The organism is Rhodoferax sp. GW821-FHT09E07, from assembly GCF_059416145.1.
The window spans coordinates 1-19,649 of record NZ_JBWKOP010000006.1; the positions used below are offsets into that span (position 1 = coordinate 1).

22 protein-coding genes are annotated in these 19,649 nt (G+C 63.3%); 5 read left to right on the forward strand and 17 right to left on the reverse strand.

Features of this window, described 5'->3' with window-relative positions; all coding sequences use genetic code 11:
• The 9 genes from AC07OE_RS12615 to AC07OE_RS12655 all read right to left on the reverse strand — a co-directional run.
• Positions 1–633, reverse strand: a 633-nt coding sequence (locus AC07OE_RS12615) for a GTP-binding protein (protein WP_495070916.1), incomplete at its 3' end; no start/stop codon positions are given.
• A 112-nt stretch (positions 634–745) separates the two neighbouring features.
• Positions 746–2,848, reverse strand: a complete 2,103-nt coding sequence (gene fusA / locus AC07OE_RS12620) for an elongation factor G (protein ID WP_495070917.1) — start codon at positions 2,846–2,848, stop codon at positions 746–748.
• A gap of 144 nt (positions 2,849–2,992) precedes the next feature.
• Positions 2,993–3,466: a 30S ribosomal protein S7 gene (gene rpsG, locus AC07OE_RS12625; protein WP_094477103.1), complete on the reverse strand. Its 474-nt coding sequence runs from the start codon at positions 3,464–3,466 to the stop codon at positions 2,993–2,995.
• A gap of 179 nt (positions 3,467–3,645) precedes the next feature.
• On the reverse strand, positions 3,646–4,023 hold the full coding sequence (gene rpsL / locus AC07OE_RS12630) for a 30S ribosomal protein S12 (protein ID WP_011466063.1): 378 nt from the start codon (positions 4,021–4,023) through the stop codon (positions 3,646–3,648).
• A 113-nt stretch (positions 4,024–4,136) separates the two neighbouring features.
• Positions 4,137–5,321, reverse strand: coding sequence for a D-alanyl-D-alanine carboxypeptidase family protein (locus AC07OE_RS12635; RefSeq protein WP_495070918.1), 1,185 nt, complete (start codon positions 5,319–5,321; stop codon positions 4,137–4,139).
• Between the two features lie 33 nt (positions 5,322–5,354).
• Positions 5,355–5,984, reverse strand: a complete 630-nt coding sequence (locus AC07OE_RS12640; protein ID WP_495070919.1) for an alpha/beta hydrolase — start codon at positions 5,982–5,984, stop codon at positions 5,355–5,357.
• A 69-nt stretch (positions 5,985–6,053) separates the two neighbouring features.
• Positions 6,054–6,404 (reverse strand): (2Fe-2S) ferredoxin domain-containing protein, encoded by a 351-nt coding sequence (locus tag AC07OE_RS12645; RefSeq protein WP_495070920.1) that lies wholly within the window; start codon positions 6,402–6,404, stop codon positions 6,054–6,056.
• Positions 6,405–6,413: 9 nt separating this feature from the next.
• Positions 6,414–7,508: a VanZ family protein gene (locus AC07OE_RS12650; RefSeq protein WP_495070921.1), complete on the reverse strand. Its 1,095-nt coding sequence runs from the start codon at positions 7,506–7,508 to the stop codon at positions 6,414–6,416.
• A 12-nt stretch (positions 7,509–7,520) separates the two neighbouring features.
• Complete coding sequence (locus tag AC07OE_RS12655; RefSeq protein WP_495070922.1) at positions 7,521–7,949, reverse strand: CopD family protein; 429 nt, start codon at positions 7,947–7,949, stop codon at positions 7,521–7,523.
• 365 nt (positions 7,950–8,314) lie between these two features.
• On the opposite strand from AC07OE_RS12655, the gene hemB reads away from it, so the two are divergent.
• Both hemB and AC07OE_RS12665 read left to right on the forward strand, forming a co-directional pair.
• Positions 8,315–9,328, forward strand: a complete 1,014-nt coding sequence (gene hemB / locus AC07OE_RS12660; protein WP_495070923.1) for a porphobilinogen synthase — start codon at positions 8,315–8,317, stop codon at positions 9,326–9,328.
• Between the two features lie 86 nt (positions 9,329–9,414).
• A complete protein-coding gene (locus AC07OE_RS12665; RefSeq protein WP_495070924.1) occupies positions 9,415–10,536 on the forward strand; it encodes a magnesium transporter CorA family protein in 1,122 nt (373 codons plus the stop codon).
• A gap of 10 nt (positions 10,537–10,546) precedes the next feature.
• Here the strand turns inward: AC07OE_RS12665 and AC07OE_RS12670 are convergent, their stop codons facing one another.
• The 3 genes from AC07OE_RS12670 to AC07OE_RS12680 are packed head-to-tail and all read right to left on the reverse strand — an operon-like array spanning position 10,547 to position 12,991.
• Positions 10,547–11,236 (reverse strand): dienelactone hydrolase family protein, encoded by a 690-nt coding sequence (locus AC07OE_RS12670; RefSeq protein WP_495070925.1) that lies wholly within the window; start codon positions 11,234–11,236, stop codon positions 10,547–10,549.
• Positions 11,233–12,219 (reverse strand): Bug family tripartite tricarboxylate transporter substrate binding protein, encoded by a 987-nt coding sequence (locus AC07OE_RS12675; RefSeq protein ID WP_495070926.1) that lies wholly within the window; start codon positions 12,217–12,219, stop codon positions 11,233–11,235. Before AC07OE_RS12675 ends, AC07OE_RS12670 begins: the two co-directional genes overlap by 4 nt.
• A gap of 25 nt (positions 12,220–12,244) precedes the next feature.
• Positions 12,245–12,991 (reverse strand): MgtC/SapB family protein, encoded by a 747-nt coding sequence (locus AC07OE_RS12680; protein WP_495070927.1) that lies wholly within the window; start codon positions 12,989–12,991, stop codon positions 12,245–12,247.
• Positions 12,992–13,034: 43 nt separating this feature from the next.
• Here AC07OE_RS12680 and AC07OE_RS12685 point away from each other — a divergent pair, with 43 nt between their 5' ends.
• Positions 13,035–13,781 (forward strand): SDR family oxidoreductase, encoded by a 747-nt coding sequence (locus AC07OE_RS12685; protein WP_495070928.1) that lies wholly within the window; start codon positions 13,035–13,037, stop codon positions 13,779–13,781.
• 40 nt (positions 13,782–13,821) lie between these two features.
• Positions 13,822–14,454, forward strand: coding sequence for a MarC family protein (locus AC07OE_RS12690; protein ID WP_495070929.1), 633 nt, complete (start codon positions 13,822–13,824; stop codon positions 14,452–14,454).
• A gap of 24 nt (positions 14,455–14,478) precedes the next feature.
• Here AC07OE_RS12690 and AC07OE_RS12695 read toward each other — a convergent pair whose 3' ends face one another.
• From AC07OE_RS12695 to AC07OE_RS12715, 5 genes are read right to left on the reverse strand one after another with little or no spacing between them, the layout of a single operon-like run.
• Positions 14,479–15,135 carry an LON peptidase substrate-binding domain-containing protein gene (locus AC07OE_RS12695; RefSeq protein ID WP_495070930.1) on the reverse strand — a complete coding sequence of 219 codons (657 nt, stop codon included), beginning with the start codon at positions 15,133–15,135 and terminating at the stop codon, positions 14,479–14,481.
• 3 nt (positions 15,136–15,138) lie between these two features.
• Positions 15,139–15,804, reverse strand: a complete 666-nt coding sequence (locus AC07OE_RS12700) for an ABC-type transport auxiliary lipoprotein family protein (protein WP_495070931.1) — start codon at positions 15,802–15,804, stop codon at positions 15,139–15,141.
• Positions 15,805–15,821: 17 nt separating this feature from the next.
• Entirely contained in the window at positions 15,822–16,829 is a 1,008-nt protein-coding gene (locus AC07OE_RS12705; protein ID WP_495070932.1) for an MlaD family protein, read from the reverse strand.
• A gap of 12 nt (positions 16,830–16,841) precedes the next feature.
• Complete coding sequence (locus tag AC07OE_RS12710) at positions 16,842–17,639, reverse strand: ABC transporter ATP-binding protein (protein ID WP_495070933.1); 798 nt, start codon at positions 17,637–17,639, stop codon at positions 16,842–16,844.
• Entirely contained in the window at positions 17,636–18,772 is a 1,137-nt protein-coding gene (locus tag AC07OE_RS12715; RefSeq protein ID WP_495070934.1) for an MlaE family ABC transporter permease, read from the reverse strand. Before AC07OE_RS12715 ends, AC07OE_RS12710 begins: the two co-directional genes overlap by 4 nt.
• 81 nt (positions 18,773–18,853) lie before the next feature.
• Between AC07OE_RS12715 and AC07OE_RS12720 the strand changes: the two genes are divergently transcribed.
• Positions 18,854–19,645 (forward strand): enoyl-CoA hydratase/isomerase family protein, encoded by a 792-nt coding sequence (locus AC07OE_RS12720; protein WP_495070935.1) that lies wholly within the window; start codon positions 18,854–18,856, stop codon positions 19,643–19,645.
• Positions 19,646–19,649 lie beyond the last annotated feature (4 nt).

Genomic DNA, 19,649 nt, shown 5'->3' on the forward strand with positions numbered 1-19,649 from the left:
ACCGTCCACTGCGCGCTCGGGCAGGGGGATGTAGCTGTCCAGTGCGTCGGCCAACTTCATGATGGCGCCTTCGCCCAAGTCACCCTTGTCGCCTTCCATGGCGAGCTTGGCAGAGCCGTGGATGATGGGGGTCTTGTCGCCGGGGAAGTCGTACTTGTCCAGGAGTTCGCGAACTTCCATTTCGACCAGTTCCAACAATTCAGCGTCATCCACCATGTCGCACTTGTTCAGGAACACGATGATGTAGGGAACGCCCACTTGGCGAGCCAGCAGGATGTGTTCGCGGGTTTGGGGCATGGGGCCGTCAGCGGCGGAGCAGACCAGGATGGCGCCGTCCATTTGAGCAGCGCCAGTGATCATGTTCTTCACATAGTCGGCGTGTCCGGGGCAGTCCACGTGGGCGTAGTGGCGGTTGGCCGTTTCGTATTCCACGTGGGCGGTGTTGATGGTAATACCGCGTGCTTTTTCTTCAGGCGCTGCGTCGATCTGGTCGTACGCCTTGGCAGAGCCGCCGAACTTGGCTGCCAGCACGGTGGTGATAGCAGCAGTCAAGGTGGTCTTGCCGTGGTCCACGTGGCCAATCGTGCCTACGTTGACGTGCGGCTTGGTTCGTGTGAATTTTTCTTTACCCATTTTTCAATTCTCCAAAAAGAGCTATACCCGTGTGTTGGTTTTATGTCTGCACAGTGTTGCTGATTCGCTCCGCACGGGCACAGAGCGGCACACTGTCGCAGACAAATTCAAATTACTTAGCGCGTGCAGCCATGATGGCTTCAGACACGTTGCGCGGAGCTTCCGCGTAGTGCTTGAATTCCATCGTGTAGGTGGCACGGCCTTGCGACATGGAGCGCAGGGTGGTGGAGTAGCCGAACATTTCGGACAAAGGCACTTCAGCCTTGATAGCCTTGCCGCCGCCAACCATGTCGTCCATGCCTTGCACCATGCCGCGACGAGAGGACAAGTCGCCCATCACGTTACCGGCATAGTCTTCAGGCGTTTCCACTTCCACAGCCATCATGGGCTCCAGAATCACGGGGTTTGCCTTGCGGCAACCTTCCTTGAAACCGAAGATGGCGGCCATCTTGAACGCGTTTTCGTTCGAGTCCACGTCGTGGTACGAGCCGAAAGTCAGCGTCACTTTGACATCCACCACGGGATAACCCGCCAGCACGCCTTGGTTCAGCGCTTCGATCACACCCTTTTCCACCGCAGGGATGTATTCGCGAGGAACCACACCGCCCTTGATGGCGTCGACGAACTCAAAGCCCTTGCCGGCTTCGTTCGGTTCAACGGTCAACACCACGTGGCCGTACTGACCCTTACCGCCGGACTGACGCACGAACTTGCCTTCGACATCGGTCACTTGCTTGCGGATGGTTTCGCGGTAGGCAACCTGGGGCTTGCCCACGTTAGCTTCCACACCAAATTCGCGCTTCATGCGGTCCACAATAATTTCCAGGTGCAGCTCGCCCTGGCCGCCGATGATGGTCTGGCCGGACTCTTCGTCGGTTTGCACACGGAAGGAAGGATCTTCTGCAGCCAAGCGGCTCAGCGCGATACCCATTTTTTCCTGGTCAGCCTTGGTCTTAGGCTCCACGGCCTGACGGATCACGGAGTCAGGGAACACCATGCGCTCCAGCGTAATCACCGCATTGGGGTCGCACAGGGTTTCACCGGTGGTGACATCCTTCAGACCCACGCAAGCAGCGATGTCACCCGCACGGATTTCATCCACTTCTTCGCGGTTGTTGGCGTGCATTTGCACGATACGACCGATACGCTCTTTCTTGCCGCGGACCGCGTTGTAAACGGTGTCACCCTTCTTCAAGACGCCGGAGTACACACGCACGAATGTCAGCTGACCCACGAACGGGTCAGTCATCAGCTTGAATGCCAGCGCAGCAAACTTTTCGTTGTCGTCCGCTTTGCGGGTGGTTTCTTTTTCGTCTTCGTCAAAGCCCTTGATGGCTTTCACGTCCAGAGGAGAAGGCATGAGTTCAATCACGGCGTCCAGCATGCGCTGCACACCCTTGTTCTTGAACGCAGTACCGCACAACATGGGCTGGATTTCGCCAGCGATGGTGCGCGCACGCAGACCAGCGGTGATTTCCTCTTCGGTCAGCTCGCCCTCTTCGAGGTACTTGTTCATCAGTTCTTCAGAGGCTTCAGCAGCAGCTTCCACCATCTTTTCACGCCATTCCTTGGCAGTTGCGACCAAGTCGGCAGGGATGTCTTCGAAGGTGAACTTCATGCCTTGAGAGGCTTCGTCCCAGATGATGGCCTTCATCTTGCGCAGATCCACCACGCCGGTGAAGTTTTCTTCGGCGCCGATCGGGATCACGATGGGCACGGGGCTGGCCTTCAGGCGCAGCTTCATCTGGTCCACGACCTTGAAGAAGTTGGCACCGGTACGGTCCATCTTGTTCACGAAGGCCAGACGAGGCACCTTGTACTTGTTCGCCTGACGCCACACGGTCTCAGACTGGGGCTGCACGCCACCCACTGCGCAGTACACCATACAAGCGCCGTCCAGCACGCGCATGGAGCGCTCCACTTCAATCGTGAAGTCCACGTGTCCGGGGGTGTCGATGATGTTGATGCGGTGCTCGGGGAAGGACGTGTCCATACCCTTCCAGAAGCAGGTTGTAGCAGCCGAGGTAATGGTAATACCGCGCTCTTGCTCTTGCTCCATCCAGTCCATGGTGGCCGCACCATCGTGCACTTCACCAATCTTGTGGTTCACACCGGTGTAAAACAGAATACGCTCGGTGGTAGTGGTTTTGCCGGCGTCAATGTGCGCAGAAATACCGATATTGCGGTAGCGCTCAATGGGAGTAGTGCGAGCCATGATGGATCCTTGGTTGATCAAATTCTGTAAACCGCCGACTGCACAGCGCAGCCTAGCGTGCGGCCTTCAAAGTGTGAGCGGTCTAAATGACAGCGCTGTTGCGCTGCCAGGACCACTCGACGCTTGAAAGCCGCGGGTACCGCTTTAGAAGCGGAAGTGAGAGAAGGCCTTGTTGGCTTCAGCCATGCGGTGAACTTCGTCACGCTTCTTCATGGCGCCGCCACGGCCTTCGGTAGCTTCCAACATTTCGTTGGCCAGGCGCTGGGCCATGGACTTTTCACCGCGCTTGCGGGCCGCTTCCTTGATCCAACGCATGGACAGAGCCAGACGACGGACAGGGCGCACTTCCACAGGCACCTGATAGTTGGCACCACCCACGCGGCGGGATTTCACTTCCACCATGGGCTTGACGTTGTTGATAGCAACGGTAAAGGCTTCCAGAGGATCCTTATCGGGGTGCTTCTTGGCGATCAGCTCGAGGGCACCGTAAATGATGCGCTCTGCAACAGCCTTCTTGCCGCCTTCCATGATCACGTTCATGAATTTGGACAGCTCTACATTGCCGAATTTGGGATCCGGCAGGATTTCACGTTTAGGGACTTCGCGACGACGTGGCATTTCTACACCTCTTTGCTTCAGTTGGCACCGGTTGAAGGGCACCTTGAGAGTTAATCAATAAGACTCTCACTTACTCGACCCAAACAGCGGGTCACTTCGTTTATTCACTGCGCCACGCAGCAAACAAACACCTTTTACTTTTTCGAATTCCTGGCTTGCGACCACGAATCCAGGTCAATTTACTTGGCCTTTGGCTTCTTCGCACCGTACTTGGAGCGAGACTGCTTGCGGTCTTTCACGCCTTGCAAGTCCAGCGAACCGCGGACGATGTGGTAACGCACACCGGGCAAATCCTTGACACGACCGCCGCGAACCAGCACCACGCTGTGTTCCTGCAGGTTGTGGCCTTCACCGCCGATGTAGGAAATGACTTCAAAACCGTTGGTCAAGCGCACTTTGGCAACTTTACGCAGAGCGGAATTGGGCTTTTTAGGCGTTGTGGTGTACACACGGGTGCACACACCGCGACGCTGCGGAGAGTTCTGCATGGCAGGGCTCTTCGACTTGATGGTCTCGACCTCACGGCCTTGACGCACGAGTTGGTTAATGGTTGGCATTGAAAAACGTCCCTAAACGTTTGAATATTACGAAAACGTGAATCCCTTCGGAATTTCCGAAAAGCCTTCTAATGTACCAGATTGAGGGTTTACACGCAATCTGGCGCCGGGCCTCAGCGAATCCAGAGGCGCAAGGCATCCCAAGCGCGACCCAAAATGCCCGCCTGATCGACGGCTTCCAGGGCCAGCAGCGGCACTTCGGCCACGGCCTGGTCTCCCGCCAACACCCGCAGCGTGGCAATTTGCTGGCCCTTGGACACAGGTGCGACCAAAGGTTCCGCACGCACCACCTCGGTCTTCAGGCGTCCGGCCGTGCCGGCGGGCACCGCCACCACGATGGATTGCGGGCGCCCGGCCTTGACCTCCGAAGAGGCGCCCTTCCAGACCTTGGGGCTGACCACAGCCTGGTTGGCATCAAACAGCTTGACAGCCTCAAACGCGGTGTAGCCCCAGTTCAGCAATTTCTGGGATTCGTTGGCGCGAGAATTCTCGCTATCAGCGCCCAACACGATGGACAGCAGGCGGCGGCTACCCGCAGCGGCCGGCGTTCCAGCGGGGGCGCCGGCGGTAACCAATTGCGGAAAATCGCGCTTGGCGGTGGCCACCATGCAGTAGCCGGCAGCGTCGGTGTGGCCGGTTTTCAGGCCGTCCACCGTGGGGTCGCGAAACAGCAACAGATTGCGGTTGCTGTCATTGGCGGCGGGGGAACCGGGGTAACGGTACTTCTTGATCGCGTAAAAGCCTACATATTCGGGAAAGTCCGCCATCAACCGCGTAGCCAGGATGCTCAGGTCGCGCGCGGTGGTAGTGTGGCCGGCTTCGGTCAGACCTTCGGGGTTCTTGTAGGTGGTGTTTTTCATGCCCAGCACCTTGGCCTGGTCATTCATCATTTGCACGAAACGTTCGGCCGTGCCGCCAACCCCCTCGGCAAGTGCCATGGTGGCGTCGTTGCCAGACTGCACGATCAGGCCCTTGATGAGGTCTTCCACGGGCACTTGCATCTTGGGGTCGATGAACATGCGCGAACCAGGCATCTTCCAGGCACGCTCGCTCACAGGCAAGGTTTGCTTGAAGTCGATCTTCTTGCTGCGCAGCGCGTCAAACACCAAATAAGCCGTCATCAGCTTGGTCAGCGAGGCCGGCTCTACGGCCATGTCCATGTCTTTGGAAGCCAGGATCTGGTTCGAGGTAACGTCCAGCAACAGGTAGGCGCGGGCCGCCACTTCCGGAGGCTGGGGCGCCTGGGCCGCAACGGCCAGGCTCAAAAAGGCCAACAGGGCCGCAAAAAAGGATTTCATGGGGAGGTAGGGAAGAAAAGAAAAAGCAAAAACTCAAACAGTGCGCAGGTGGCGTGCCACCAGACTGCGCAGAAGCGGCAATTGTCCATGAAAGAAATGTCCGCCACCGGGGACCACTGTCACGGGCAGGGTTTGCGGGCGGGCCCAGGCCATGGCGTCGGCCAGGGGCACGGTGTCGTCCTGCTCACCGTGCAACACCAGCGTACGGTCGTGCAGCTCGGGGGCAATGGGCGCCACCGTGAAACGGCTGGCGGCAGTACCCACCAGTACCACGGCCTCCGGCTGGCGCGGCGCTACGGCCGCCACCGCATGGCTGGTGACAAACGCACCAAACGAGAAGCCGGCCAACGCCAGCTCACCCTCGGGCGCACTGTGGGCGATGACAGCCAACAAATCCTGCAGCTCCCCCCGCCCCTCGTCGTACGCGCCCTCGCTGGCACCTACACCCCGGAAATTGAAGCGTACGGCGCGCCAACCGGACAGTACAAACGCCCGCGCAATGGTCTGCACCACCTTGTTGTCCATGGTGCCGCCAAACAGCGGGTGCGGGTGGGCAATCACCGTGGTGCCGCGTCGCGCAACGCCATCCGCGGGCAGGTCCAGCAGCGCCTCGATGGCACCGGCAGGGCCGGGGACCGAGAATTTTTGGGTAGAAGCGTTCATTCAATCACTATCAATTACATAGCTGCTCGCGCAGTATTGACGGGGGCTAGAGGCCTAAAACCCTCTTAATCAGCGTCCCAGATGCGCGGGCGTCAGCAGGCGCTCCACCACCTTGCCGTTCTTGAGGTGGGACTCGACGATTTCGTCGATGTCCTGGGTGTCCACAAAGCTGTACCAGACGGCTTCGGGGTACACCACGGCCACGGGGCCGGCCGCGCAGCGGTCCAGACAACCGGCTTTGTTCACGCGCACCTTGCCGGGACCGGCCAGGCCTGCGGCTTTGACCTGTTGTTTGCAGCGGTCAAACGCTTCCTGCGCTTGGTGCTGGGCACAGCAGTCTTCGCCGTTGGTACGCTGGTTCAAGCAGAAAAAGATGTGGCGCTCGTAGTACGAGGCGGGAGAAGGGGTGGTGTCGCTCATGCGCCGATTTTAGTTTTCTGTGCCGCGCCGCCCCACCAGCGACAGCAAATACAGCATGGCCCCGTAGGGCCACAGCCAGCCCAGCCACTGGGCCAGCCCGTGAAAACGGATGAAACGGCCCTGCTCCCAGTCCTGCAGGGTCTGGGCAAAGTAAGGGCTTTCGGGCGCCTGGTTCAAGAGACTCAAATACACCCCCAGCGCCCCCAGCGCCAATGCAGCACTGCCGCGCCAGGGCATGAACGCAAACCCCAGTGCCAGCAGCACCCCCGCTACCAGCCCCATTTGTGCCGGCAGGTCCAGCCAGGCCCAGGCGTGCGCAGGCCCCCAACTCAGGGCGGCCGACAATGCACTGGTCGCGACCGCGACCGCCAGCATCAAGGCCACCAGTATCCAGCGCCGCGCCAGCACCCGAATGATGCAAAACCCGAGCAAACAGGGAATCAGCAGGCCCAGCGCCACGCATAGCATCTCGGCACCGGGCACCAGCGCACTGCGTCCGACATCCGGAATGGGCAACCACACCACATAGGGCGAGTCCGCCAGGCCTTCCGCCAACGCCTGCTGCAAGCGCTCCATCACTTGTCCCAGCCCCAGCGGCACGGAAGCGGGAAATAGCAATGCCGCAGGCCACAGCGCCAGCAATACCAGGCCGCCCCGCGACTGCGGGACGAACCAGCGCGCACGGATGCGGTTCCACCGGTCAATCGCCCCGAACTTCTCCAGCAGGGAGGCCGCCGTTGCACCGATAGCCCCACCCAAGGTGTTGAGCAAAAAGTCTTCTCGGGAGGGCACGCGCACGGGGAGGTAGCTCTGCAGACTTTCCATCAGCAGGGAGATCAATGCCACGCCCAGAATGGGGCCCAGGACCGGGCGCTGGCTTCGACCGGTGCGCAGCGCGCCCAGAGTGAAAAGCGCCCCCAGAGGCACATAGCCCACCACATTCACGCCGACATCGAAGCCAGTCCAATAGCGCGCTACGGGCGCGAACAGGAATTCCCACGGCGCAATGCCTTGGTCACGCCAATCGACAAAGGGATAAAGACTGGCATACACCACCAGCGCCGCATACAAGAGGGCCAGGGGCCAAGCGGCGGATTTGTGCATGCTGCAGTTCCGTCAGAACGGCTTGACCACCACCAGCACCACGATGACCACCAGCATGAGCACCGGAATTTCATTGAACCAGCGGAACCACACGTGGCTGCGCTGCACGGTGCCGGCCTCCAGTTTGCGCAGTAGCACGCCGCAGCCGTGGTGGTAGCCCAGCACCAGCAGCACCATGAAGAGTTTGGCATGCATCCATCCGTTGCCCGGGCCGCGGCCAACGCCATAGCCCAGCCACAGCCAAGCACCGAGCGCTATCGCCGGTACCGCCAGCATGGTGGCGAAGCGAAAGAGCTTGCGCGCCATGAGCAGCAACCGGGCACGCTCAGCCTCGGAGCCTGGTGGCACCAGGGCCAGGTTCACAAAGATGCGGGGAAGGTAGAACAGGCCTGCAAACCAGCTGGCCACGAAGACGATATGAAAGGCTTTGACCCAGAGCATGGGGAAAGTGTAGTCGTTGATACGCATGCGCGCAGGAGCCCGCGGTAGAAGCGGCGCAGGGGACACGGAGCAAAACGCTCAGCCATCCCGCCCCAGCGAGAGAAAAGAGAGAACGACAAAAGCACAGGCAAAAAAAAACCCCAGCACAGGGCTGGGGTAGTAAGCCTATTTGCTGTCACACATCAAGGCCCCGCTCAGGGAGGAAAAGCGGGGGATAGCAAGCTATCCGGAGTGGAATTTAGCAATGTTGCGGCCGTGTGACAAGCACTTTTTTGTAAATCCCCCGTGAAGTGCTGTGGTATTGCACGGATCTGCCCCTCGCGCAACCCAAGGGGGTGCCCACGGATTCAGGCACAATTTTCCCCATGACGCCTTACGCCCCCTTCCCCCTTGGCCGCCCACGCCGCCTGCGCCGCGACAGCTTTACCCGCAACCTGGTGCGCGAAAACGCCCTCACAGCCCATGACCTGATCTATCCGGTGTTCGTGGTGGACGGCCAGAAGCAGCGCGTACCGATTGCATCCATGCCCGGCGTGGAGCGCCTGAGCCTGGACCTGCTGCTGCCCGTAGCGGAAGAATGCGTGAAACTCGGCATTCCGGTGATGGCGCTGTTCCCGGTGGTGGACCAGTCGCTCAAGACCTATGACGGCGCCGAAGCGCTGAACCCCAACGGCCTGGTGCCACGCGTGGTGCGGGCGCTGAAAAAGGAATTCCCGGACCTGGGCGTGATGACCGATGTGGCGCTGGACCCCTTCACCACGCATGGCCAGGACGGTCTGCCCGACACGCGGCCGGAGGAGAACGGCTACATCCTGAACGAGGAAACCGTGGCCCAGCTGGTCCAGCAGGCGCTCACGCAAGCCCGCGCCGGCGTGGACATCCTAGCGCCCAGCGACATGATGGACGGCCGTATTGGCGCCATCCGCGCAGCACTGGAAGCAGAAAAGCTGGTGCACACCCGCATCATGGCCTACAGCGCCAAGTACGCCAGCGCCTTCTACGGCCCGTTCCGCGACGCCGTGGGCTCGGCCGGCAATCTTGGCAAGGGCAACAAAAAGGTCTACCAAATGGACCCCGGCAACAGCGACGAGGCCCTGCGCGAAGTGGCCATGGACATTGCCGAAGGTGCGGACATGGTGATGGTCAAACCCGGCATGCCCTACCTGGACGTGGTGCGCCGCGTGAAGGACGAGTTCAAGGTACCCACCTTTGCCTACCAGGTGAGCGGCGAGTACGCGATGCTCAAGGCCGCCGCACAGAACGGCTGGCTGGACCACGACGCTGTCATGCTGGAGAGCCTGCTCGCCTTCAAGCGCGCCGGGGCGGATGGCGTGTTGACCTACTTTGCCATTGACGCAGCCAAGGCCCTGCGGGCCTGAATGCTATGAAAACAGGAGCTGCTCGCGCATAATGGGCGGGGGCTAGCACTTGTTTTTATCCATCAACACCCTCCACAACGCCCGACATGCGCATCTTCCACATCCAGCCCCACGGCGTGACCGAGAGCCAAGAGTTGGCGCCACTGAACGCTGCGGGCCTGCCGGAGCAGGGTTTCATCTGGATAGCCTGCGCGCGGCGCGAGTTCGAGGTGACCCAGGCTGAGATCCAGGCCACGCTGCAAACCCTGTGCGGCACGCAGCTGGTGGACCTGCATGTGTCAGACCTGATCAACAACCATCTGCCTTCGCACTACGACTACACCTCGCAGTACGACGTGCTGGTGTTCCGTCGCCTGGCAGCGGGCAGCCGCCCCACGGATCTGGACCAGCCCGGCCAGCCCCTGCACAGTGCGCCTGCGCGCGGTGGCCCGCCCATTCTGCGGCGCATTGATACCAGCCCAGTCGGGTTTGCCGTGTTTGACCGCGTGCTGCTTACCGTGCACCCCGCCGATTGTGGTGTGCGCGATGCCTACGCCACCAAACTGCTGCAAGCCGCCAGCAGCGAATCGCGCGCCGCTGGCGCACGCATTGCCACCAGCCCGGCCGACCTGATGCTGCGCATCGTCAACCACATGGTGGACGGCTACCTGGCCCTGCGACGGGAGTTGACGCAACAGCTGGACCACTGGCAATCGGAACTTCTGAGCCCGCGCGCGCGGTTCAAGAACTGGTCCTCTCTGCTGGACGCACGCATGGCGCTGCACCAGCTGGACGAAACCTGCGAAGAGCAGCGCTCCAGCATCCAGGACTGGATTGAGGCCGTGAAAACCTGGCCCGAAACGCTGACACCGGCGGAAGCGCGCGAACGGGAGCTGCTGCAGGTGCGCAGCCGCGACGTGCTGGAACACATTGAGCGCGTGGTGCACCACGTGCGCCGGCTGGAGCAGAGCGTGGAGACGGCAGTGCAGATGCACTTCAGCGTGCAGGGCAGCCGCACCAACGACATCATGCGCACGCTGACGGTGCTGACCGCCATCTTCCTGCCCCTGAACCTGATCGCCGGCATCTTTGGCATGAACTTCGAGTTCATCCCGTTCGTCCATGTACACAACGGCTTCTGGTGGGCCCTGGGCACCATGCTGCTGACGGCGGTGGGGCTCTCCGTGTTCTTCTGGCGCAAGCGCTACCTAGCCCGCGCCGAGCGCTAGCAGCCGCGCCTTAGGCGCGCAAATGTTCCGCGAAAAAGTCCAGCGTGCGCTGGCGCGCCAGCACTGCAGCCACGGCGTTGTAGGCCGCGCGGTGGTCGCAATTGAAACCGTGCTGGGCGTCGTAGATTTCCACGCGCACCTCCGGGTGGGCAGCCTGGAAAGCGAGCGCTCCCGCCAGCGGAATGGAATGGTCCTGGTCACCAAAATGCACCAGCACCGGACACTGCGGTTGGCGCGCCACTTCGGCCGGTGTCGTCATGCCGCCGCCATAGTACGGCACCGCAGCGCGGATGCCCGCCAGCAAACATGCAGCACGCCAGGTCAGCAGGCCGCCCCAGCAATAACCGACCACGCCCACCGGACCGGCTTGGGCCGCCGCATGCACGGCGGCCTGCACGTCCAGCAGCACGCCAGGCGCAGGCAAGCCCTCCGCCGCGGCCTTGAGCTTCACGCCTGCGGCCACGTCCTCGGGGGTGTAGCCCAGCTCCACCCCGGCCTGCACACGGTGAAAGGTGGACGGAGCCATGGCCAGGTAGCCCTGGGCGGCGTAGCTATCCGCCACAGCACGGATATGGTCGTTGATCCCAAAAATCTCTTGCAGCACCACAATGCCGCCCCGAGGCGTTCCGTCCGGGTGTGCCACATAGGCAGGTGCCACGAAGCCGTCGGCCGCCGTGAGGTTGAGGGTTTCGGTGTTCATTGCGCGACAAACCCGCTGTCTTTGATCAGCTTGGTCCAGACCTTGGTGTAGGCCTGTTCGCGCCGGGCCAGCGTGGCCGCGTCCATGAAACCCACGGTCAGCCCCATAGCCGTCAGGCGCTCCTTGACGTCGGGTTGGGCCACCACTTTGGCCAATGCCTCGGAGAACTTGTCAATCGCGGCCTTGGGCGTACCGGCTGGGGCAAAGATGCCGTAGTACGGCATGTCTTCAAAGCCTGCCAGGCCCAACTCGGCCAGCGTGGGCACTTCGGGCAGCGTGGCCTGGCGCTGCGCACCCAGCACCGCCACCACACGGATCTTGCCGGCCTTGTGGTTCTCGATGAAGTCAGGCACCGAGCCGGTACCGGCGGCAATCTGGTTGCCCAGCATGTCACCCATCATGGGCGCGCTGCCGCGGTAGGGCACGGCCTGCAGGTCCAGCCCATATTTCTTGCCAATCACGCCGACCAGAAACTCGGGGGTGGACGCTGGTGCCGGAACCCCCACCGCGCCCTTGCCGCCTTGCGACTTGACCCAGGCCACGTACTCGTTGACCGACTTCGCCGGCGTGCGCTCCGACACGGCCAGCGCGTTCACAAAGGTGGCAAACCCGGCCACAGGCACAAAGTCTTTGCCGGGGTCAAAGCCGGGGTTCTTCACCACCTGGGGCAGGATGGAGATGGTGTGGTCGTGCGTGAGAAACAGCGTGAGGCCGTCAGGCGCAGCGGCCTTGAGTGACTGGGCGGCCAGCTGGCCACCGGCACCGGCCTTGTTTTCCACCACCACGGGCATGCCCAGCTGGTCCTTGAGCTTGTCCGCCAGGGTGCGGGCGATCGCGTCGGTGCCGCCGCCGGGCGGAAAGCCCACCAGCAAATGCACGGGGCCGGTTTGGGCCTGCACCGCGCCCGCGGCCAACAAGGCCGACAGCGCCAACACACCTGCGCGGCGCAACGCGCCACCCCATCCTTTCGACAAAACACCCATGGTTCAACTCCTGAAAAGTACGTGGTTAGTTGCGCGCGTAGGCTACGTGGAAGCGTTGCACGCCAGGGAACTGCCCCATCTCCGACGCCAAGTCGGAAATGGGGGCCATTTTCTTTCGGCTACGTGCCACGGCAACAAAATTCCAGGTGAAGGCCTCGGCCTCCATGGAAATGACGATGGTGCCGCCCGCAATGTCATAGCCCCGGTCATGCGCCATGGTCCGCAGGGCTGCCTCCACCGGTCGGTAGCCGGGGTTGAAGGTGAGCCGGATGGCCACGGCCTGGCGCGAGGGCAGCCAGCTCTCCAGCTTGGACACCCAAACCATGCAGAACGCGCTGAGCAGCGCCAGCGACATGGCAGCCGCGTACAGGCCAACGCCCACCAAAATACCGATGACCGATGAGGCCCACAGAGACGCCGCCGTGGTCAGACCGCTGATGTTGAAGCCCTCTTTCATGATGACGCCAGCACACAGAAAACCGATGCCGGTGAGGATGCCCTGCATCACACGCGAGAGGTCGCCGTTGCTGAACAGCGTGGTGCTCATGCCACCGTACCAAAAATGGGAGTAGCCACCCATAACCGCCAGGGCGGCCGAGGCCATGCACACCAGCCCATAGGTGCGCATGCCCGCCGCGCGCCCGTGGTAGGACCGCTCATAGCCCACCATGAGCCCGAGGGCCAACGCCCCCAGCAGGTGCAGCAGCACAAAAATGTTGGCGTCCACCACCGGGCCGGACCAGTAGGCGGCAAAGGTTTGCGTATTGAGCATGGCCACAAACATACCCCAAAAACCAGCGCGCTACCATGGCGCCATGCAGCCCATCGCACTCATCACCGGCGCCTCCCGCGGCATTGGCGCGGCCACGGCCCTTTCGCTGGCACAGTCCGGCTATGCCGTCGCCGTGAACTACCGCAACAACTCACTGGCCGCCGACGAGGTGGTGCGCCAGATTCGCGCGCAGGGCGGCAACGCCCTGACCGTGAAAGCTGACGTGGCGGTGGAGACCGAAGTACTGGCCATGTTCGCCAAGGTGGACGCCAAGCTGGGGCCGGTCACGGCGCTGGTGAACAACGCCGGCGTGGTGGACGTGGCCAGCCGCGTAGAGGCCATGTCGGTGGCGCGCATGCAACGCATGCTTGCCACCAACGTGCTGGGCAGCATGGTCTGCGCACGCGAAGCCGTGCTGCGCATGAGCACGCGCCATGGTGGCAGCGGCGGCGCCATCGTCAACCTCTCCAGCGTGGCCGCCACGCTGGGCTCACCCGACCAGTATGTGGACTACGCTGCCAGCAAGGGCGCGATTGACAGCTTCACCGTGGGCCTGGCGCGCGAGGTGGCCGACGAGGGCATCCGCGTGAACGCGGTGCGCCCCGGCATCGTTGCCACCGAGATCCACGCCAGCGGTGGCCAGCCTGACCGCGCGCAGCGCCTGGCGCCGCAAGTGCCGATGCAGCGCCCCGGCACAGCGCAGGAGATTGCCAATGCCATCGTCTGGCTGCTCAGCGATGCGGCCAGCTACACCACGGGCGCGATTCTGGATGTGGGCGGCGGGCGCTAGCCGCAGTACCATGCCCCACCCACTGCTCTAGGACCCCTCCATGGACCTCAAACCGCTGATCACCCTGCTGGCCATCGTGAACCCGCTGGCCATCGTGCCGTTTTTCATCCACTACACGCAGGGCTTCAGCTATGAGCAGCGGCGCAACACGGTGTGGGTGTCGTCATTCAGCGCCTTCATCGTGATTGCCATCAGCGCACTGCTGGGCCTGCAAATTCTCGAGTTCTTCGGTATCTCGCTGGCAAGCTTTCAGGTGGGTGGCGGCATGCTGCTGCTGACCAGTGCACTCAACATGTTGAACGCCCAGCCGGCCGAAGCCAAGACCAGCACCCATGAACTGCAAGACGGCGCCGAAAAAGCGGCCATGGGCGCCAGCATTGCCGTGGTGCCACTGACCATTCCGCTGCTGACCGGACCGGCCACCATGTCCACCGTGGTGATTTATGCCGACAAGGCCAAGACCGTCCTGCAGCTCACAGCACTGGTGGGCTACGGTGTGGTGATTGCGCTGGCCACCGCCATCTGTTTCTCGCTGGCGCAGCCGATTGCGCGCATTCTGGGCAAGACCGGCATCAATGTGATGACCCGTCTCATGGGTCTGATTCTGGCGGCACTGGCGGTAGAGGTGATGTCCGACGGCCTGACCAAGCTGTTCCCGGCGCTGGCGCACTGAGCGCGCCGCACGCCACCCTCCCGCTCAGGGGCCAATGCCCGAGCGGTTCAGGATGTCGCCCACCAGTTCCAGCCGCAGCAGCGGGTTTTCCAGCTGCATCAGGCTTTGCTTGAGGTGGGGCGCCAACTGCAGCAACTCGCACCAGCGGTTGGCCACCCAACCCGCATCGTCCAGCCGGTGGGGTGGTTCCACAGGCAGGGCCTGGCCATTGGGGTGGTCTTTGAGCCGCTGGATCAGGTTGTCCAGGGCTTGCACCACGGATTGCAAATCGTCGGGCACTGGCGTGGGCACATCCGGCGGCAGCACCTGTACATCGGCTACCCACAACCCATGTTTGAGGCGGCTGCGCTGGGTGATGCGAAACCGCTCCCCCGCGGTGCAGCGCAGCAACATGAGCCCGGCCTGGGGTGACGAAAATTCGGTGATGGTGGCCAGGGTGCCCACATCCACAAAGGCCTCGTGTGCAAAGCCATCGCCGCTGGGCGCCTGCGGGTCGACGCGGCGCACCTCGCTGCCCTGGGTCAGCGAGACCACGCCAAACGGGGCACCGGTCTTGTGGCACTTGCCCATAAGGTCCAGGTAGCGCACCTCGAAGATCTGCAGCTGCAGGGTGCTGCCGGGGTAGAGCACCGTGTTCAGCGGGAACAGCGGCAGCGACGTCAATTCAAGTCGTTCGGGCATGGGCTAACGCGCCGGCAGGCTGGCCTGGGTCTGCTGCACCCACTGCTCCAGTTGCTCCACCACGGCATCCGTGGCCACGGTCAGGGCGCGCACCCCGCCAGCGGCATCGGCGCTGGTGCTGGGCTGCTGGGCCACAAAACTGCGCTGGGCCACCAGGCTGTCGCCGCCACTGCCGACCTGGGCCAGGGTGGCACGCAGGCGCAGCACGCCGGCGCAGCGGTCGGTGGTTTCAAACAACTGGCTGAACTCTTCGAGCTCCAGGCGCAGCACCAGACTGCCGGGTGCAGGCAGCACGCCGTCGGCCAGGTTCACCACGGCGCGGCGCTGGCCCAAGGCCTCGCGCACACGCTGGCGCAGCAACTGGGCTGGCGGCATGCTCCAGCGCGCCTGCGCATAGGGGCGCAGTTGCTGGGAATCGCTATAGCCCAATCGGTAGACCACGGCCAGGTTGTCCAGCGCAACGCTGGCCTGCACCTCGCCCAGCGCCAGCGGCGGCAAAGGGGCCATGCGGTTCGTGGGCTGCTCGGCCACCACGCCGGGGCCAAAGTCGTAGACCGCGGCGTTCACACTGGGTCGGGTGGCGCCACAACCAGCCAGTGCGCCCAGAAATATTAAGCCAAACAGGCCTCTAGCCCCCGTGGAATATGCGCGAGCAGCTAGGTTTTTCATAGCAAATCCTTGAAAGTTCATGGCCCGCCCGCACCAGCAGCGGGCGCCACAAAGCCGTGTTCGCCTGGGCCCGGTGTGGCGGCGCCCTTGCCCCACAGCAGGGACTGGGGATTGTCGCCCACGGTGTCCGCTGCACGGCCCACCTGGCGCACGGCGCGTGCGGTGTCGTCGGTGGCACGGCTCAGGCGCGGCAGCAGCTGGGCGTTGACCTGGCGGCTAGTGTGGGCCAGCGCCTCGGTGCTCTGGGCAATTTTGTCCAGCGTGCCGCCAGGCTCGTTCATGCGGCGCGAAGTGCGCTGGAACTCGGCGGCCGAGGTGCGTACCGCGTCAGCGCTTGCACCCAGGCGATCGGCCGTGGCCTGCATGCTCTTGAGGGTGGCATCCGCCTGCGCGGCCATGCGCGGCAGGCTCACGGCGTCGGGCCCGGTCTTGGGGCCCAGCACCTGGTCGGCGTGCTCGGTCAGCGCCGTCACACTGGCCGCGGCGCGGCCCAGGTTGCCAATCGCAGCCATCAGCTGCTTCTGGTTGTCCACGGCCAACAGCCCGTTCACGCGCACACTGGCCTGCTCCAGCTGGCTCAACAGGTTGCCGCCTTGCTCGGACAGACGCGAGAACATGCTGGCACGCATGGGAATGCGTGGCACTTGGCCACCGCTGCCTTCCAGCATCGGGCTGGCGGTGTTGCTGTCATCGAGCTGGATGAAGGCCAGGCCGGTCACGCCCTGAAACCCCAGCGTGGCAAAAGTGGACGTGGTGATGGGCGCCGCGTCGTTCACCGCGATGCGCACCAACACATTGCCCCGCTGCACGCTGTCCAGCGCAATGTCGGTCACACGGCCCACCATCACGCCCTTGTAGCGCACCCCGGCTTGTGTTTGCAGGCCGGTCACGCCTTCGGCGCTGGAGATCTCGAACACCCGCTGCTCCGTCGTATCGCGCGTGAGCCAGGCGGCCAGCGCCGTGAGCAAGGCCGCCACCACCAGCACAAAGGCGCCGGCGGCAAAGGCGTGGGATTTGTTTTCCATAAGTCTGTCTTTCTACACGGCATCCGGGGTGGGGTGCAACAGGGCCTGCGCCCGGTGCCCGCGCCCACCGCGGAAAAAGTCCTGCACAAACGGATGCGCAAAGGCCACCACCTCGCGGGGCGGGGCGTTGATCACCACATGCTTGTCCGCCACCACGGCCACCCGGGTGCTGAGTTCAAAAATCGTGTCCAGGTCGTGGGTGACCATCACCACGGTCAGGTCCAGCTCGCGGTGCAGGCTTTGCAACAGGGCACAAAAGCCGTCCGCGCTATCAGGGTCCAGCCCGGCCGTGGGCTCGTCCAACAGCAGCAGCGGCGGGTCCATCACCAGCGCGCGCGCCAGTGCCACGCGCTTGACCATGCCACCCGACAAGTCGGCGGGCATCTTGTGGGCGTGGCGCGCCTCCAGCCCCACCATCTGGAGCTTGACCATGGCCACATCGCGCACCAGCTGGGGCGGCAGCGTGCCCAGCTCACGCAGCGGGAAGGCAATGTTCTCCAGCACCGTGAACGACGAGAACAGCGCCCCCTGCTGAAACAGCATGCCCACGCGGCTGGCAGCGCCGGCACGCCCCAGTTGATCGGCCGGACGACCCTGCACGGTCACGCGGCCGCGCGTGGGCGTCTCCAGGCCCAGCATCTGGCGCAGCAACACGGTCTTGCCGCTGCCGGACCCGCCCACGATAGAGAGGAACTCGCCGCGTTCAATCGTCAGGTCCAGGTCCTGGTGGATCACGCTGGTCTGGCCCGCGGTGCGGAAGGTGGACCACAGCTTCTCGATCTGCACAATGGGTTTGCGCGCCTCGGTCATACGCCTACCCCCTTGAACAGCACGGCGAACAGTGCGTCCACCAAGATGACGGCGGTGATGGAGGTGACCACCGAGGCCGTGGTGCCCTGCCCCAGGCTCTGGGTGTTGGGTTTCACGCGCAGGCCATAGTGGCAGCCGATGAGCGCAATGAGCACACCAAACACTGTGCTCTTGGCCATGGCCAGCCAGAGGTTGGCAATGTCCACCGTCTTGGGCAGCGCCGTCACAAAGTAGGCCGGGGACAGGCCCATGGCGAGGTCGGCGGCCAACATGCCGCCCAGGAGCGCGGCGAGCGTGGTCCACACTGCCAGCAGCGGCATGGCCAGCGCCATGGCCAGGGTGCGCGGCATGACCAGGCGATAGCCCTTGGCAATGCCCAGCACGCGCATGGCGTCCAGCTCCTCGGTCACGCGCATCACCCCGATCTGCGCGGTGATGGCTGAGCCCGAACGCCCGGCAATCAGGATGGCAGCCAGCACCGGCCCCAGCTCACGGATCAGCGACAGCCCGAGGATGTTGACGATGAAGGTGTCCGCACCAAACTGGCGCAGCTGCTGGGACATCAGGTACGCCAGCACCACACCAATCAAAAAGCCCACCAGCGCGGTGATGGGCAGGGCGGTGGCGCCAATGCGGTACAAATGGCCGGAGATATCCCGCCAGGGGGCATGCATCGGGCTGCGCACCAGGTGCAACAGATCCAGCCACAGCTGGCCAATGAGGCGCACTGCGCCCTCCAGATGCGCCAGCACGCCCAGCATGCGACGCCCCAGCACAGCCAGCACCGCAGTCAGCGAAGCCCGCTGCTGGGGTGGCGGAGGCACCGAAAACTGCGCCACGCGCGCCAGCATGGCGCGCTGCGTGGGCAACAGTTCCAGTTGTTCGGGCCAGTGGCGGCCCCAGGCATTCCACAGCACCTGGGCGCCCGTATGGTCCAGGCGCTGCAGGCTGCGTAGTTCCCACACCGGGGCCTGGCCTGCAGCGCTGGCGGCCTGCGCTTGCTGCAGGCCCTGTTGCAGGGCCTGCCAAGTGGCCGGCACGGCCAGGTGATCCGCCGTCCAACGGCCATGCAGGGCCACGACCGAGGGCGCGGTGGCAGTGAGCAAAGCGATGCGGGGCTGAGAATCCTCCACGGGCAGGTCTGGGAGAGAGTGGCTGAGGTTCGCATCGTACCCGTTACGAATTGCAAGCAAAATAGCTCTCCAGGAGACACCATGGACATTCAGCACAACGCAGACAGTGCCACCGAGCTGCAGGTGGAGCAACGGGGCCCGGTTTTGTGGCTCACCATCACCCGCGAGGAGCGGCGCAACGCCATGAGCCATGGCGTGATTGCCGGTATGGCGCAAGCCATTGCCGATGCGCAGAGCGACCGCAGTATCCGCGCCATTGTCATTACCGGCGCAGGCCCCAAGGCCTTTTGTGCCGGGGCCGATTTGCAGGCCTCCAAGGTGTTTACCTCTGATTACTCCGAACCCCACGCCCATCTGGCCAAGCTCTTGCGCGTGGCACGGGCCAGCCACATCCCCATGGTGGCGCGGGTGAACGGCTTCTGCCTGGCCGGCGGTATGGGGCTGCTGTCCATGTGTGACATGGCAGTGGCCGCTACCCATGCAACCTTTGGCCTGCCCGAAGTCAAGGTGGGCGTGTTCCCGGCACAGGTGCTCAGCGTGCTGCAACACCTGATTCCGCGGCGCACGCTGGCCGAGATGTGTATCACCGGTGAGCCCATCACCAGTACGCAGGCGCTGCAGTGCGGGCTGGTGAACCATGTGGACGACGACGTGGACGCCAAGCTGCAATGGCTGCTGGACCGCATCCTGGACAAATCCCCCGCTGCCATCCGCCGCGGGCTGTACACCATGAAGACCGTGGAGGCCATGGCATTTGAAGAATCCATGGCCTTCACCGAAAGCCAGATTGCCCTGTTCACGCTGACGAACGATGCGCGCGAGGGCCAGAAGGCCTTCCAGGAAAAGCGCAAACCGGTCTGGACCGGGACCTGAACCG

Excerpts from the sequence above, each read along its gene's own strand:
- fusA (WP_495070917.1), bottom strand. The coding sequence starts at position 2,848 with ATGGCTCGCACTACTCCCATTGAGCGCTACCGCAATATCGGTATTTCT.
- rpsG (WP_094477103.1), bottom strand. The coding sequence starts at position 3,466 with ATGCCACGTCGTCGCGAAGTCCCTAAACGTGAAATCCTGCCGGATCCC.
- rpsL (WP_011466063.1), bottom strand. The coding sequence starts at position 4,023 with ATGCCAACCATTAACCAACTCGTGCGTCAAGGCCGTGAGGTCGAGACC.
- AC07OE_RS12635 (WP_495070918.1), bottom strand. The coding sequence starts at position 5,321 with ATGAAATCCTTTTTTGCGGCCCTGTTGGCCTTTTTGAGCCTGGCCGTT.
- AC07OE_RS12640 (WP_495070919.1), bottom strand. The coding sequence starts at position 5,984 with ATGAACGCTTCTACCCAAAAATTCTCGGTCCCCGGCCCTGCCGGTGCC.
- AC07OE_RS12645 (WP_495070920.1), bottom strand. The coding sequence starts at position 6,404 with ATGAGCGACACCACCCCTTCTCCCGCCTCGTACTACGAGCGCCACATC.
- AC07OE_RS12650 (WP_495070921.1), bottom strand. The coding sequence starts at position 7,508 with ATGCACAAATCCGCCGCTTGGCCCCTGGCCCTCTTGTATGCGGCGCTG.
- AC07OE_RS12655 (WP_495070922.1), bottom strand. The coding sequence starts at position 7,949 with ATGCTCTGGGTCAAAGCCTTTCATATCGTCTTCGTGGCCAGCTGGTTT.
- hemB (WP_495070923.1), top strand. The coding sequence starts at position 8,315 with ATGACGCCTTACGCCCCCTTCCCCCTTGGCCGCCCACGCCGCCTGCGC.
- AC07OE_RS12665 (WP_495070924.1), top strand. The coding sequence starts at position 9,415 with ATGCGCATCTTCCACATCCAGCCCCACGGCGTGACCGAGAGCCAAGAG.
- AC07OE_RS12670 (WP_495070925.1), bottom strand. The coding sequence starts at position 11,236 with ATGAACACCGAAACCCTCAACCTCACGGCGGCCGACGGCTTCGTGGCA.
- AC07OE_RS12675 (WP_495070926.1), bottom strand. The coding sequence starts at position 12,219 with ATGGGTGTTTTGTCGAAAGGATGGGGTGGCGCGTTGCGCCGCGCAGGT.
- AC07OE_RS12680 (WP_495070927.1), bottom strand. The coding sequence starts at position 12,991 with ATGCTCAATACGCAAACCTTTGCCGCCTACTGGTCCGGCCCGGTGGTG.
- AC07OE_RS12685 (WP_495070928.1), top strand. The coding sequence starts at position 13,035 with ATGCAGCCCATCGCACTCATCACCGGCGCCTCCCGCGGCATTGGCGCG.
- AC07OE_RS12690 (WP_495070929.1), top strand. The coding sequence starts at position 13,822 with ATGGACCTCAAACCGCTGATCACCCTGCTGGCCATCGTGAACCCGCTG.
- AC07OE_RS12695 (WP_495070930.1), bottom strand. The coding sequence starts at position 15,135 with ATGCCCGAACGACTTGAATTGACGTCGCTGCCGCTGTTCCCGCTGAAC.
- AC07OE_RS12700 (WP_495070931.1), bottom strand. The coding sequence starts at position 15,804 with ATGAAAAACCTAGCTGCTCGCGCATATTCCACGGGGGCTAGAGGCCTG.
- AC07OE_RS12705 (WP_495070932.1), bottom strand. The coding sequence starts at position 16,829 with ATGGAAAACAAATCCCACGCCTTTGCCGCCGGCGCCTTTGTGCTGGTG.
- AC07OE_RS12710 (WP_495070933.1), bottom strand. The coding sequence starts at position 17,639 with ATGACCGAGGCGCGCAAACCCATTGTGCAGATCGAGAAGCTGTGGTCC.
- AC07OE_RS12720 (WP_495070935.1), top strand. The coding sequence starts at position 18,854 with ATGGACATTCAGCACAACGCAGACAGTGCCACCGAGCTGCAGGTGGAG.